This window comes from Stenotrophomonas geniculata ATCC 19374 = JCM 13324 (genome assembly GCF_001431625.1).
GTDB lineage: Bacteria > Pseudomonadota > Gammaproteobacteria > Xanthomonadales > Xanthomonadaceae > Stenotrophomonas > Stenotrophomonas geniculata.
Window position 1 is genome coordinate 1 of the sequence record NZ_LLXT01000157.1, and the last position, 14493, is coordinate 14493.

The 14493-nt window shown below is 67.8% G+C and carries 12 protein-coding genes; 4 read left to right on the plus strand and 8 right to left on the minus strand.

Annotated features, from left to right (window positions below; translation table 11 throughout):
* Positions 1-325 precede the first annotated feature (325 nt).
* Positions 326-661 (minus strand): Rieske (2Fe-2S) protein, encoded by a 336-nt coding sequence (locus ARC63_RS21150; RefSeq protein ID WP_010481464.1) that lies wholly within the window; start codon positions 659-661, stop codon positions 326-328.
* Positions 662-839: 178 nt separating this feature from the next.
* Here ARC63_RS21150 and ARC63_RS21155 point away from each other — a divergent pair, with 178 nt between their 5' ends.
* The 4 genes from ARC63_RS21155 (at position 840) to ARC63_RS21170 (ending at position 4019) form a co-directional block, all read left to right on the plus strand.
* Positions 840-1121: a hypothetical protein gene (locus tag ARC63_RS21155; protein ID WP_010481462.1), complete on the plus strand. Its 282-nt coding sequence runs from the start codon at positions 840-842 to the stop codon at positions 1119-1121.
* Positions 1122-1196: 75 nt separating this feature from the next.
* Positions 1197-1913: a fumarylacetoacetate hydrolase family protein gene (locus ARC63_RS21160; RefSeq protein WP_057504322.1), complete on the plus strand. Its 717-nt coding sequence runs from the start codon at positions 1197-1199 to the stop codon at positions 1911-1913.
* A gap of 55 nt (positions 1914-1968) precedes the next feature.
* Positions 1969-2373: a large-conductance mechanosensitive channel protein MscL gene (gene mscL, locus ARC63_RS21165; RefSeq protein WP_010481458.1), complete on the plus strand. Its 405-nt coding sequence runs from the start codon at positions 1969-1971 to the stop codon at positions 2371-2373.
* Between the two features lie 224 nt (positions 2374-2597).
* Positions 2598-4019, plus strand: coding sequence for a M28 family peptidase (locus ARC63_RS21170; RefSeq protein ID WP_057504323.1), 1422 nt, complete (start codon positions 2598-2600; stop codon positions 4017-4019).
* 184 nt (positions 4020-4203) lie between these two features.
* On the opposite strand, the gene ARC63_RS21175 is transcribed toward ARC63_RS21170, so the two are convergent.
* The 7 genes from ARC63_RS21175 to ARC63_RS21205 all read right to left on the minus strand — a co-directional run bounded on the left by ARC63_RS21175 (position 4204) and on the right by ARC63_RS21205 (position 14329).
* Positions 4204-5037 (minus strand): TrmH family RNA methyltransferase, encoded by an 834-nt coding sequence (locus ARC63_RS21175; RefSeq protein WP_057504324.1) that lies wholly within the window; start codon positions 5035-5037, stop codon positions 4204-4206.
* Positions 5030-6547, minus strand: a complete 1518-nt coding sequence (locus ARC63_RS21180; RefSeq protein WP_010481454.1) for an alanine/glycine:cation symporter family protein — start codon at positions 6545-6547, stop codon at positions 5030-5032. The genes ARC63_RS21175 and ARC63_RS21180 overlap by 8 nt, the downstream gene beginning before the upstream one ends.
* Positions 6548-6727: 180 nt before the next feature.
* Positions 6728-7267 carry a GNAT family N-acetyltransferase gene (locus ARC63_RS21185; RefSeq protein ID WP_029379754.1) on the minus strand — a complete coding sequence of 180 codons (540 nt, stop codon included), beginning with the start codon at positions 7265-7267 and terminating at the stop codon, positions 6728-6730.
* Positions 7260-10385: an efflux RND transporter permease subunit gene (locus ARC63_RS21190; protein ID WP_057504325.1), complete on the minus strand. Its 3126-nt coding sequence runs from the start codon at positions 10383-10385 to the stop codon at positions 7260-7262. Before ARC63_RS21190 ends, ARC63_RS21185 begins: the two co-directional genes overlap by 8 nt.
* Positions 10382-11488 carry an efflux RND transporter periplasmic adaptor subunit gene (locus ARC63_RS21195; RefSeq protein WP_010481451.1) on the minus strand — a complete coding sequence of 369 codons (1107 nt, stop codon included), beginning with the start codon at positions 11486-11488 and terminating at the stop codon, positions 10382-10384. The genes ARC63_RS21190 and ARC63_RS21195 overlap by 4 nt, the downstream gene beginning before the upstream one ends.
* A 273-nt stretch (positions 11489-11761) precedes the next feature.
* Positions 11762-13825: a TonB-dependent copper receptor gene (locus ARC63_RS21200; protein ID WP_057504326.1), complete on the minus strand. Its 2064-nt coding sequence runs from the start codon at positions 13823-13825 to the stop codon at positions 11762-11764.
* Between the two features lie 72 nt (positions 13826-13897).
* Positions 13898-14329 carry a DUF2946 family protein gene (locus ARC63_RS21205; protein ID WP_057504327.1) on the minus strand — a complete coding sequence of 144 codons (432 nt, stop codon included), beginning with the start codon at positions 14327-14329 and terminating at the stop codon, positions 13898-13900.
* Between the last annotated feature and the right edge of the window lie 164 nt (positions 14330-14493).

Sequence of the window (14493 nt, forward strand, 5' to 3'; positions counted from 1 at the left end):
GGGGAGGGCCCCCCCGTTGCCCCCGCCGAAGCGGAAGCAACAGCAACAGCAACAGCAACAGCGTGCATTCCGTGGGATGGCGGGGTGGGTCCGGTTGCGGGGGACGCTGCAAGTACGTCCCTGTAAGCTCGGTCGCCGCATCCATGCGGCTCACGCCCCCGCAACCGGACCCACCCCGCCTTCGACAGTTTTCCGCGAGCTGTCGGCGTTCTGCTCTGGTGGGTGTCGACCTTGGTCGACACGGTGGATCCACGCCATGCGTGGATGAATCTCTGGATCCCCATTGATCCTGTGAGTGCGAACCTTGGTTCGCGCACCGGTTACATCAGGCCAGGTAAACCTGCCCGTCGCGCACGTCCACCGGCACTGCGCGCAGGCGGTCGCCCTTGCAGGGACCGGCGATACAGTCGCCGCTGTCCAGCGCGAACGAGGCGCCGTGCGCGGCGCAGACCAGGTGGCCTTCGCGGCTCTTCAGGAACTGGCCCGGGGCCCAGTCCAGGCGTCGGCCGGCGTGCGGGCAGATGTTCAGGAAGGCACGCACCTGCGCGCCGTCGCGGTACAGCACGAGCGATTCGGCATCGCCATCCACCACCGCTTCGACCTCGGCAAACGCGCCATCGGCAATGGCATCAAGGGCGATCAGGGAAGCAGCGGCAGTCATGGCGAAGGCTCGGACAGTAAACCCGCATTGTCGCATGCCCACTCAGGTGACTGGCTGCGACATGAACACAAGTCATTGATCCGTAATAAGCACAGGCTATATTTAACGAGTTTTTCACTCAATGACAGTGGCGCGTCCCGATACTCTGTTTTCGCTGATCCCAGCCTATCGAGCCGCCATGTTCAATCGCGCATCCGCCTTCAACCAGTTCCGCACCCTGTTCGCGCCGCGCAAGCCGCGTCACCCGCTGGTGCGCGTTGCCGTGGGCCTGCTTGGCCTGGCGATCCTGGCCGCGATGGTGTTCATCGGCGTGTTTGTTGGTGCGGCGATGATCATGGTCGGCCTGGCGTGGAAGCTGCTGGCCTCGCGCAAGCCGGGTGCCGCGCGTCCGGTCGACCCGACCGTGGTCGAGGGCGAGTACCGCGTAGTGCGCAAGCCGGTGTTGCCGGTCTCGCGCTGACTTACGCCATTCGCGCCCGCTGACGGCGGGCGCCATGCGTTCTAGACTGCGGGCACGCCCTTCCTGGATGCCCGCATGTCCGATGTCTCCGATGTGATCCCTGCCGTAGCCCTGCCGCGTGTGCCTGTAGCCGGTGGCGGCAGTTTCCCCGTGCACCGCATCTACTGCGTCGGCCGCAACTTCGCCGACCACGCCCGCGAAATGGGCGCAGCGGTGCCGACGGCCGATGACCGCGGCCGCCCGATGTTCTTCAGCAAGCCGGCCGATGCGATCGTGGTCGGCCACGACGATGCCATCCCCTACCCGCCGGCGACTGCCAACCTGCACCACGAAGTGGAACTGGTGGTGGCGATCGGCCGCGATGCACCTGCCGGTGAGCTGGCCGTGGCCGATGCCGACGCACTGGTCTACGGCTACGCCGTGGGCCTGGACCTGACCCGCCGCGACCTGCAGGCCGCCGCCAAGGACAAGGGCCACCCGTGGGACGCCGCCAAGGGCTTCGATGCCTCCGCGCCGATCAGCGAAATCGTCCACGCCGAGGAAGTGGGCGACTTGGCCGCGCTGAACCTGTCGCTGGAGGTCAACGGCGAGGTGCGCCAGCAGGCGCTGCTGGACCAGATGATCTGGAACGTGCCGGAGATCCTGCACGAGCTGTCCAAGCTGTGGCAGCTGCGTGCCGGCGACTTGGTGTTCATGGGCACCCCGTCCGGTGTGGCCGCACTGAAGCCCGGCGACCGCTTCAGTGCACGCCTGGAAAACGTGGCCGAGCGCCACGGTGTGATCGCCGGCTGACATCACCTGCGCTACCCTGCGCGCTGTCCACTTCCCCCACCGGAGAAAAACAACAATGGGAATGCTCACCGAGTTCAAGGAATTCGCGATGCGCGGCAACGTCATCGACCTCGCCGTCGGCGTGGTGATCGGCGCGGCCTTCGGCAAGATCGTGACGGCGCTGGTCGAGAAGATCATCATGCCGCCGCTGGGCATGCTGATCGGCAAGGTGGATTTCTCGCAGCTGGCGTGGACGCTGTCGCCGGCCCGCATCGGGCCGGATGGCAAGGAGATTCCGGCGGTGGTGATCGGCTACGGCGACTTCATCAATACGCTGATCCAGTTCGTGATCGTGGCCTTCGCCATCTTCCTGGTGATCAAGGTGATCAACCGCCTGTCGCGCAAGAAGGAAGCGGCACCGGCAGCGCCGGCCGAGGAAGTGGTGCTGCTGCGCGAGATCCGCGACAGCCTGAAGAAATAAGGTGGTAGCGCCGGGCCATGCCCGGCGGGACGCCATCTTGCCGCTGCGCTCGCCGGGCATGGCCCGGCGCTACCGCAGAAGCAGGCGAAAGCCCCGCCCCGGCGGGGCTTTCGCTTTGCTGCATCTGGCGGAAAACAGCATCCGCGCCAGCCATGACCTCCCGCCCATGCGCCGGGCTGAACGACTGTTAAGCTCCAAGGCTTGGTCCCTTCCCGGAGCTGTCCATGCGTCGCCGCGTCCTTGCCATCGCATCCTCCCTCGCCCTGCTGGCCGCCCCGGCCTTCGCGGCGCGGCACACCACCACCCTGCCCCCGGCGTCGCTGGCCACCGCCGCACAGCTGCGCGACCAGGCGCTGGCCGATGACACCGGCTGGAAGGTGGTCGAATCACTCACCACCGAAATCGGCCCGCGCATTGCCGGCAGCGAGGCTGACGCCCGTGCCGTGGCCTGGGCCGAGGCCAAGTTCAAGGCACTCGGTTTCGACAAAGTCTGGAAGGAGCCGGTGACCTTCCCGAAGTGGGAGCGCCGCAGCGAACACGCCGCCGTGACCGGCAAGAACCCGCAGCCGCTGCAGATCACCGCACTGGGCGGCAGCCCGGGCGGCACGGTGGAAGCGGAAGTGGTGCGCTTCGCCGACCTGGCCGCACTGCAGGCCGCACCGGCCGGTTCGCTGAAGGGCAAGATTGCCTTCGTCGATTACCAGATGCTGCCGTTCCGCGATGGCCGCGACTACGGCCGCGGCGGCGCGATCCGCAGCAAGGGCCCGTCCGAAGCGATCCGCAAGGGCGCGGTGGGTTTCCTGATGCGCTCGGCCGGTACCGACTCGCACCGCGTGCCACACACCGGCATCACCCGTTTTGACGATGGCCTGACCCCGGTGCCGTCGGCCGCGCTGTCGGTGCCCGATGCCGACCAGCTGGCCCGCCTGCTGGCCCGTGGCAGCACCACGGTGAAGGTGGCGCTGGACTGCGGCTGGGATGGCACTGCCACCTCGTACAACGTGATCGGCGAGATCACCGGCCGCAGCCTGCCAAAGGAAGTGGTGGTGATTGGTGGTCACCTGGATTCATGGGACCTGGGCACCGGCGCGGTGGATGACGGCGCGGGCGTGGGCATCACCATGGCCGCAGGCCACCTGATCGGCCTGCTCAAGCAGGCGCCGAAGCGCACCATCCGTGTGGTCGCCTTCGCCAACGAAGAACAGGGCCTGTACGGCGGCAAGGCCTACGCCGAAGCGCACGCCAAGGACGTGGCCCTGCACCAGCTGGCTGCGGAGAGCGACTTCGGCGCCGGCCGCATCTACGCCTTCAATACCGGTTCGCCGAATCCGGAAGGCTCGCGCGAAGCGACCAAGCAGATTGCCGAGGTGATGAAGCCGCTGGGCATCGAGTACCAGGCCGACAAGGGTGGCCCGGGCCCGGACGTCGGCCCGCTGGCCGCCAAGGGCGGTGCGTGGGCATGGCTGGCGCAGGATGGTTCGGACTACTTCCACCTGCACCACACCGCCGACGACACGCTGGACAAGATCGATCCGAAGGCGCTGGCGCAGAACGTGGCTGCGTATACCGTGTTCGCGTACCTGGCGGCGGAGGCTGATGGCAACTTCGGCAGCGAAGCCAAGGCGACCACGCCACCGAACGAGTGATGCGGTAGCGCCGGGCCATGCCCGGCGAGCGAAGCGGCGGGAGCGGTGCGAACCAAGGTTCGCACCCACCACGGCAGATCCCGCATCGGTAACGCCGGGCCATGCCCGGCGAGTGAAGCGGCAGGAGCGGTGCGAACCAAGGTTCGCACCCACCAAGGCAGATTTCGCACCCACCGGGCGCCACTCAGCTGCGGCGGTTTGCCCACTGTGCCAGCAAAACCGCCGTGGCCGAGGCCACGTTGAGGCTTTCCACCGCACCACTGCCGGGAATCGAGACCTGCAGATCGCACTGGCTCGCCAGGCCACGGTCCATGCCTTCGCCTTCAGCGCCCATCACGTACACAAGCCGTTCCGGCAGGGACGCACGGAACACGTCGTCGCCACCATCAACGAGGGTCGCGGCCAGCCCGAAGCCGGCCGCACGCAGCTGTGCCATCGCCTCCGCGGTCTCCGGCAGCTGCACCAGCGGCACCGCCTCGGCACCGCCCTCGGCCACGCGTGCGGCGGCACCGGACAGCGCCAGCGTGCTGCCGGCCGGCAGCAGCAGCACCTTGACCCCGAAGTGTGCGGCCGAGCGCAGGATCGCGCCGAAGTTGTGCGGGTTGCCGACACCATCAAGCCACAACGCCAGCGCCGGACCTTCGCCCAGATCCGCCAGCCACTGCGCCAGCGGCACGACCGGCGCGCGCAGCACGTCGGCCACCAGGCCTTCGTGGTGCGTGGTAGCGGCCAGCTTGTTGAGATCGCCCTCTTCCACCACGCGATAGCCCACGCGGTTGGCCACGCACCACTTCAGCACCGGCTGCATGCGCGGAATCAGCGCGTCCACCAGGTACAGCTTGCGCAGCGCCTGCGGGCGCTTGGCGAACAGGGCCTGCACGGCGTTCCAGCCATACAGGCGCAGTTCGTCGTTGCCACGCCCCGGCGGTGGCGGGGTCCCGCCCTCACGCGGTGGCAGCGGGGTGGCCCGCGGCGGTCGCGACGACGGGCGGCGGGCGTTCTTCCAGGGATCATTCACTACGGGACAACTCCAGCTTGCGTTGACGCCAGAAATCGGCGTTCTTGATGCCCAGGGCATCGGGGTCGAAGATCGGATCGAGGCCGAGCTTCTTCTGTCGTTCGTAATCACGCAGGGCCAGCATGGCCGGCTTCTGGATGATGAGGATGGCAATGATGTTCAGCCAGGCCATCAGGCCCACGCCGATGTCACCCAGCGCCCAGGCCAGGGTGGCGTTATGGAACGCGCCGAACACCACCATGCCGATGATGCCCAGGCGCAGCAGCAGCACGGTCAGCGGGCGCTTCTTGTTGTGGTTCACATAGCTGAGGTTGGTCTCGGCCATGTAGTAGTACGCCATGATGGTGGTGAAGGCGAAGAAGAAGATGGCGATGGACACGAACGCCGAGCCCCAGCCCGGCAGCACGGCTTCAACGCCGGCCTGCGCGTAGCCTGCGCCTTCCGGGATGCCGGCCAGGCCCTGGAAGATCGGCGCGGCGCCGGGCACCGGCGAGTACACATTGTAGGTGCCGCTGGCCAGGATCAGGAACGCGGTGGCGGTGCACACCATCATGGTGTCGAAGTAGATGGCGAAGGCCTGCACGTAGCCCTGCTTGGCCGGGTGCGAGACTTCCGAGGCGGCTGCAGCATGCGGGCCCGAGCCCTGGCCGGCTTCGTTGGCGTAGATGCCGCGCTTGATGCCCCACTCCACTGCCAGGCCCATCATCGCGCCGAACGCGGCGTGGGTGCCGAAGGCGCTCTTGAAGATGATGCCGAACATTTCCGGCACGCGGTCGTAGTTGATGATCATGATGACGATGGCCATCAGGATGAAGCCGGCGGCCATGAACGGCACCACCACTTCGGCGAAGTTGGCGATGCGCTTGACGCCACCGAAGATCACCACGCCCAGCAGCAGCGCGACCACGATGCCGATGCCCAGCTTCAGCGCCTGCACCGACTCCATGCCGAAAGCCTGGCCATCGAGCGGACCGCACAGCGCGGTGCCACGGCAGGCGTTGATGATGCTGTCGGCGATGGCATTGGCCTGCACGCCCGGCATCAGGAAGCCGGCAGCGATGATCGTGGCGATGGCGAAGGCCAGCGCGTACCACTTCAGGCCCATGGCCTTTTCGATGTAATACGCCGGGCCACCGCGGTAGCGGCCTTCGGCGTCCTTGGTCTTGTAGATCTGCGCCAGGGTGCATTCCACATACGACGTGGACGCGCCGAGGAAGCCCATCACCCACATCCAGAAGATGGCACCGGGGCCGCCGAAGGCGATGGCGGTGGCCACGCCGGCGATGTTGCCGATGCCCATGCGGCCGGCCATCGACATGGCCAGGGCCTGGAACGAGGACACGCCAGCGTCGGATTTCTCACCCTTGACGGTGAGGCGGCACATCTCGACGAAACCACGGATCTGCATGAAGCGCGTGCGCAGGCTGAAGAACAGGCCGGCGGCCAGGCACATGAAGATCAGCGCCTTGCTCCAGATGATGCTGTTGATGAAATGTACGGTAGCTTCCACGCGCGCTCTCTCCAGTCGGCGGGTTGTAAGGACGTCCCGTCGGCTGGAGGGGACCGGTCGATTCTCCCTGATCGAAGGCCGCTGCGGTAGCGCTGTTTTGCAGGGCCGAGCCCATCCTCGGCTGCCGTCAGGGGCCCAAGCCGAGCATGGGATCGGCTCTACAGCGGCCAGCCCGCGCGCTCAGGGCAGCTGCGTGCGTACCCGGGCGAAGCGGCGCAGGTCGTGCAGCTCACCCCGCTTGTAGATCGCGCAGCGATCCACGCCCTCTTCCTGGAAGCCGTTCTTTTCCAGCACCCGTGCCGAGCCGAGGTTGAAGTCGACCACCCCGGCCTGCAGCCTGAACAGGCGCAGTTCGTCCATCACCCACGGCGCGAACAGGCCGACCACGCGGGTCATCAGGCCCTGGCCCCAGTAGGCCTGGCCCAGCCAGTAGCCAAGTTCAGCCATATGACCCCGCTCGGCCACGCCCTGCTGGGCGCCGACACTGCCGCAGGCCTGGCCGTCGATCTCGATGGCCAGATTCAGGGTGCCGGGGGCCAGTACGCGGCCGGCGAGGAAGGCCTCGCCATCCTCGCGCGTGTACGGGTACGGGAAGCGATCACGCAGGCCCCGCGACACCTCGGCGTCGTTGGCATGGCGCAGCAGCGATTCCAGATCATCCGCGCGCCAGGGGCGCAGCTGGAAGCCATCGCCCCGCAGCAACGTGGTCGGATCAGGCATGGCCACCCACCGAGGGCGATTCCGCTTCCTGCTTCTCCAGCTCGCGTTTCACCGCTTCCGGCGAACGGGTGTACGGGGCCAGCCGCGCGTAGAACGCCGGCACCACGAACAGCGACAGGAAGGTCGAAAGGGTCACGCCGAAGATGATCACGATGCCGATCGTGCCACGGCTGGCCGAACCGGGGCCACCGGCCACCACCAGCGGGATCGCGCCGACCACGGTGGCGATCGAGGTCATCAGGATCGGGCGCAGGCGCACCATGGCCGATTCGATGATCGCCTCGCGCACGGTTCTTCCGTCGTCGCGCAGCTGGTTGGCGAATTCGACGATGAGGATGCCGTTCTTCGCGGCCAGGCCGACCAGCATGACGATGCCGATCTGGCTGAACAGGTTCACCGTGCCGCTACTCACCCACAACCCGACCAGCGCGCCGAGCACGCCCAGTGGCACGGTCAGCATGATGGTAAGCGGATGGATGAAGCTCTCGAACTGCGCGGCCAGCACCAGGTAGACCACCAGCAGGGCCATCGCGAAGGTCAGCAGCACTGCGCCACCGGCACTCTGGTACTCGCGCGATTCGCCCTTCCAGTTCACCTGCGCATACTGCGGCAGCTCTTCACGCGTGACCTGCTGCGCCCAGGCGATGGCCTCACCCAGCGGATAGCCCGGCGCCAGGCCGGCGGAGATGGTGATCGAACGCAGGCGGTTGAAGCGGTTCAAGGTGCCGGCCTCGGCCACTTCGCTCAGCGTGACCAGGTTGGACAGCGGCACCAGTTCGCCGGAAGTCGCGCGCACGCGGATCGCAGCCAGGTCGGCCGGGCTGGCGCGGCCGTCGCGACCGGCCTGCACGAGCACGTCGTACTCCTCGCCGTTGTCGACGAAGGTGGTGACGCGGCGCGAACCCATCATGGTTTCCAGCGCCGATCCGATCGCGGTGACCGGCACGCCGAGGTCGGCCGCGCGCTGGCGGTCGATGTTGACCCGCATCTGCGGCCGCGTTTCCTTGTAGTCCGAGTCCGGGCCGACCAGGCCCGGATTGTCGGCCATGCGCAGCAGGATGCGGTCGCGCCACTGCGCGATCTCGGCGTACTCCGGCCCGCCCAGCACGATCTGGAACGGCTGCCCGCCGCTGCGCACCAGGCCACCACCGACCTGGGTACGCACGCGCACGCCGCGGATGGTGTCCAGTTCCTTCTGCAGCTCATTGGCCACATCCGGCGTGCCCTCGCTACGTTGGCGCCACGGCTGCAGGAAGATGCTGACGCGGCCGGTGTGCATTTCCTCGCTGGCGCCCCAGCCGCCCGGCACGCGCGGGTTGGCACGCACGATGGGTTTGTCCGGGCCGACATGCGGTGCCAGCATCGCTTCCACCTGCTGCACCTGCTGCACGGTGTAGTCGTAGCCGGCGCCCTCCGGGCCGTCGATCATGATCTGGAACGAACCGCGGTCTTCGGCTGGCGCCAGCTCCGACGGCAGCAGCTTGAGCAGCCCCCAGCTGGCAGCCAGTGCGGCCACCATCACCAGCAGGTAGATCCAGGTGCGGTCGACATGGTGGTCGAGCACGCGGCCATAGCCCGAGGCCAGGCGCTCCAGATTGCGGTTGATGAAGCCATGCAGGCCACGTGGTGCCTGCCCGGTGTGCGGCTTGAGCAGCTTGGAGGCCATCATCGGCGTCAGCGTCAGCGCTACGAATGCGGACAGCGCCACCGCCGCCGCCAGCGCCACCGCCAGTTCGCGGAACAGGCGCCCGGTATTGCCTTCCAGGAAACCGACCGGCAGGAACACCGCCACCAGCACGGCGGTGGTGGCGATCACCGCGAAGGCAACCTGCGTGGTACCGCGTTTGGAGGCCACCAGTGGGGGCTCGCCCAGGTCGATGCGGCGCTGCACGTTTTCCACCACCACGATCGCATCGTCCACCACCAGGCCGATGCACAGCACCAGTGCCAACAGGGTCAGCAGGTTGATCGAGAAGTCGAACGCATACAGTGCGATGAACGCAGCCACCAGGCAGACCGGCACGGTCACCGCCGGAATCAGTGCGGCACGGAAGCTGCCGAGGAACAGCCAGATCACCGCCAGCACCAGGATCATCGCCTCCACCAGCGTGGCGTAGACGCGGTCCACGGCGGCTTCGATGAAGGTGGTGTTGTCGAACGCAACAAAGATCTGTGTGCCCTTGGGCAGCGACAGCGCCACCCGCTCGGCTTCAGCGCGCGCGGTGCGCGCCACGTCCAGCGAGTTGGCGGTGGAGGTCTTGACGATACCCAGGCCGATGCCCGGCTCGCCGTTGCTGCGGTAGTAGGCGCGGCGCTCGGCCGAGGCCAGTTCGATCTTCGCCACGTCGCCCATGCGCACCACGTAGCCATCGCGGCCCTTGCCCAGCGGGATGGTCGCGAAGTCTTCCGGCTTGATGTAGTTGCGCTCCACGCGCAGGGTGAAATCGCGGTCGGTCGACTCGATGCGGCCGGCCGGCAGTTCCACGTTCTCGTTGCGCAGCGCGGTTTCCACGTCGCCGGTGGTCAGCCCGCGTGCGGCCAGCTGGTCACGGTCCAGCCAGATGCGCATCGCGTAGCGCTGGCGGCCGCCGATGCGGACCTGGGCCACGCCGTCGAGGCTGGAGAAGCGATCGACCACGTAGCGGTCGGCGTAATCGCTCAGCTCCAGCGTGTCCATGGTCGAGGAGACCATGTTGAACCAGATGATCGGGTCGGCATCGCTTTCGACCTTGGCGATTTCCGGCGGCCGCGCTTCTTCCGGCATGCGGTCGGCGACACGGCTGACCGCATCGCGCACGTCATTGGCCGCCGCTTCGATATCGCGGTTGGAGGTGAACTCGATGCTGACCTGCGAGCGGCCGTTGGTGCTGCGCGCATTGATCGTATCGATGCCTTCGATGCCAGCCAGTGCATCTTCCAGAACCTGGGTGATGCGGCTTTCGATGACCGCCGCCGAGGCGCCGGTGTAGTCCACCGACACCGACACGATCGGCGGATCGATGGCGGGCAGTTCGCGCAGGGTCAGGCGGGTGAAGGACATCACGCCCAGCACCAGCAACAGCAGGCTCATCACCACGGCGAACACCGGCCGCTGGATGGAGATGTCGGACAGCTTCATCCGCCGTGGCCCTCGGCCGCGACCGGCGCCGGCGCGTCAGCCGGCTTCGCACCGCTGGCCGGTGCCGCATCCTTGGCCGCGACCTTCAGGCCCGGGCGCAGCTTGCCGGTGCCATCGACCACGATGCGCTGGCCCGCTTCCAGGCCCTGCTTGATCTCGACCACGCCGGCACGGCGTGCGCCGGTGATCACGTCCACGCGCTCGACGCTGTCGTCGGCGGTGATGCGGTACACGAAGGTATCGCGACCGACCTGCACCACGGCGATTTCCGGAATCACCAGCGCCGGGCGCTCGGGGTGGAACAGGCGCACGTCCAGCAGCATGCCCGGGCGCAGGGCATGGTCACCGTTGGCGAAGTCGGCACGCACGGTCACCGCGCGGGTGGCCGGATCGATGCGTGCGTCGATGGTGCTGACCACGCCCTCGAAAGTACGGCCCGGCCACGCCACGCTGGTGGCACTGACCTTATCACCGACGCCCAGCGCGGCCAGCTCCACTTCCGGCACCTGGAAATCGATGTGCATGTGCTCGATGTCATCGAGCGTGGCGATCACCGTGGTCGGCGTCAGCAGCGTGCCCGGGCTGACCTGGCGGATGCCGAGCACACCGGCGAACGGCGCACGCACGCGACGGTCACCGATGTCCGACTGCATCTGCGCCACACGCGCCTCGGCAGCATCGCGGATCGACTTCTGCGTATCCAGCGTGGCGCTGGACACCAGCCGCTGCGCGGCCAGCTCGCGCTGGCGCTTGTACAGCTGGTCGGCCTCATGGAAGGTGGCCTGCGCCTGCACCAGCGCGGCCTCCTGGGCCTGCCCGCGCAGGGTTACGATCGGCGCACCGGCAGCAACATGCTGGCCGCTTTCGAAGTGCACCTTCTCGACGATCTCGCTGACCTTGGCGGTGACGCTGATGGATTCGCGCGCCTTGGCCGTACCCAGTGCCTGCAGCGTGTCGTTCCACTGCGTGGACTGCACGACCTGCGCGGTGACCGGCACCGCTTCTCCCTGCCGACGGGCGGCGGCCTCCTGTTTGCCCGCGCACCCGGCCAGCACGGCCAGGCAGAGGCCAAGGGCCAGGGTCGAAGCGATGCGAGCCAACATGAACGGTCCTGAGTGATCCACGGCCGCCGAGTGTAGGCAAGCGCCCGCAGAAGCGATATGTGCCAAGCGTTTACCGGCGTGGAACCGGCGTCGCGATAGCGCCGTGAACCCGTTCCGTGCAAGGCTGGCAGCAGCGGTGTCGGCATGTGTCGAGGTGTATCCAGCCGTGCACCGCAGGCGTTGCCATCGTAGAGTCGAAGCTGCCCGGCAGAGGGCGTCGGGCGGGGACGGATCCTGGCGGGGATCCGGCCCCGGTTTTTTTCACCCGGCGGATCAGTACCGGTAGTTCACCTTCATCCACAGGCTGCGGCCCGGCTCGTTGATGCGCACCGGATCGGCCGGGAAACCGAAGTCGGCGCTGCCGGCCAGATTCAGGTGCTCGCTGTAGGCGCGGTCGAACAGGTTGTCGACGCCCGCACTGAGCTGCAGCTGCGAACTGAAGCGGTAGGCTGCGTTGAGCCCGAAGGTGGCGAAGCCGGCACTCGGCCCCAGGTCCTGCGCGACCACATTGCCCTGGCCATCGGCGACGCGATGCTGGTGGGTCACCGCGCGCAGCAGCGCACCGGCACTCCAGCGCTCGCCTTCCCAGTTCGCGCTCAGGCGTGCTTCCAGCGGTGGCATCTGCGGCAGCGGACGCTGCTGGTCGCGGTTCTCGCCCCAGGCATAGGCCAGCGTGCCACCCAGCTTCCACTGCTCGGCCAGGCTCACTTCCAGCCCGGCTTCGGCACCGGCAATGCGCGCATCGACGTTGCGGGCCTGGCTCATGCCCATCATGCCGCTGCCGTGGTAGGTGAACAGGATGTAGTCTTGGATCTGCCCGGCGTACGCCGAAACCCACGCCTGCACGCGCGGCCCCTTGTACTGCAGGCCGACGTCGAGCTGGGTGGTGCGCTCGGGCTGCACGCCGGTGAACGCGTTCACTGCACCGGCCGGGCCATGGTTGGGCGAGAACAGCTCCCAGTAGTCGGGCATGCGCTCACTGTGACCGAGGCCGGCGTACCAGGTCAGGCCATCGGCCAGGTCCTGCTCGTAACGCAGGAAACCGCTGCCGAGCCATTCCTTGCGCGTCTGCCCGGCGCTGGGATTGGGCCGGTTGCCCATCATGCCGCGGATCGATTGCCGCTCATCGCGGGCGCTGGCACGGTCGATGCGCAGGCCACTGATCCAGCGCTGGTCGGTGCCGGCGCCCAGGGTCAACTCGGTGAACACGCCGTAGCGGCGGAAGTTGGCATCGGTCTCCCAGGCGGCCTGGCGGTAGGTGTCGCGGCCCATGCCCATGCGGCCACGATGGCGGCTGTCTTCGCCATCCACACCGGCCACCAGCTGCACGTCCTGCCAGCGCCACTCGGAACTGACCCGGCCGCCCTGGGTACGGCGGTCCACGTTCGAGGCCATCGGCATCGGCATCATGCTGTGCGGGTTCGGCGTGCGCAGCGTGTAGTTGTCCATCACATGGTCGGCTTCGTTGTAGTACACGTTGGCCTGCAGCGTATCCCACGCACCGGGCAGGTTGCGCTTCTCGAAGCGCGCGGCATAGCTGGTGCGTTCGAACGCAGCACCGTCCATGCCGCGCCCGGCGTAGCGCGCAATGGCATCGCCGGCACCGGCGGAGATTTCCAGCAGCGTGTCGGCATCCGGCGTCCAGCCGATGGCCACGTCACCGTTCCACTTGCGCCACTTCGACGGCACCACATCACCGTGGCCGTCCTTGTAGTCATCGGCCTCGGAACGGTTGCCGCTGGCGCGCACGTAGCCGGTCGGATGGCCCAGGGTCAGGTCCAGCACCTGGTCATTGCGGTTGCGCGAACCAACCAGCGCACTGGCATCGGCACGCAGCCCCGGTTCGTCGAAGCGCGGCGTATCGCGCTCGAAACGCACGGTGCCAGCCGACGCACCTGCGCCCCAGCGCACGCTCTGCGGCCCCTTGATGATGGTCAGCCGGTCGAAGCTCTCCGGCGCGATGTAGGACAGCGGATTGTCCATGCGCGACGGGCAGGCACCGATCAGGTTGCCATCGTTGCTGAGGATGTTCAGCCGCGAACCGAACATGCCGCGCAGCACCGGGTCGCCGTTGGTGCCGCCATTGCGGATGGCGGAGAAGCCGGGGACGGTCTTCAGGTAATCGGCACCGTCGCTGGCCGGCACAGGCTGCCGCGGCAGGCGCGGATCGGTCACCCAGTGCAGCGGCGAGGACGGTGCGGCGGCGGTGACCACCATCGTGTCGAGGGTGCGCGCCTGCTCGGCAGGCGCAGCATGGGCCAATGACGCGGCCACGGCCAGGCCAAGGGCAACCGGCAGGCGCGCGCAGGCGCCCGCGGGGCGGGAAGTCATTTTCATCGGAACAGCTCCAAAGTACGCACGCGCGCACGGCGCCCGGTCAGGCGTCGTGCGGCAGATTCGATAGGGACATCAGCGGACGATGGCGGGGCGCGGTGGCCCACGTGCGGCGTGCGCCGGCCAACGCAGTGCCGGCAGCACCTGTTGCGACCACGGGAACACCAGGCGCGGCCGCCACAGCAGCGGCAACAGCAGCACCAGCACTGCCAGCCACGGCAGCAGGCGCATGGCCAGCACGCAGTATTCGCAGGCTTCGCCGTGCATGGCGTGGGGGTCGGCGGGGCGGTTGGGCGCTGCCGGCGCAGCACCGTGCAGATCGTGCCCGGCCATGGTCATGCCGTGCATGTCATGGCCCATGGCGGCGTGGTCCATGCCTGCCATCGCGGCGTACTCCATCGGCGGCGCCTGCAGCGCGCGGCTGACCAGTGGCGCAAGCACCATCAGCAGCGTCGCCAGGACGGCGAGCTGGAGCAGAAGGCGCTGCGGGCGGGACAGGCGGGTCACCCCGCTAGTGTAGAGCCGGGTCCAGGGTTGCCCTGTGCGACGAACCGTCGCAGGAGGGGTTTATCGGCAGGGCTGCGCCCTGCACCCGCCGAATCAACGTCAACGTCAACGTCAAAAGCGGGCAATCCGTGGGATGGCGGGGCGGGTCCGGTTGCGGGAGACGC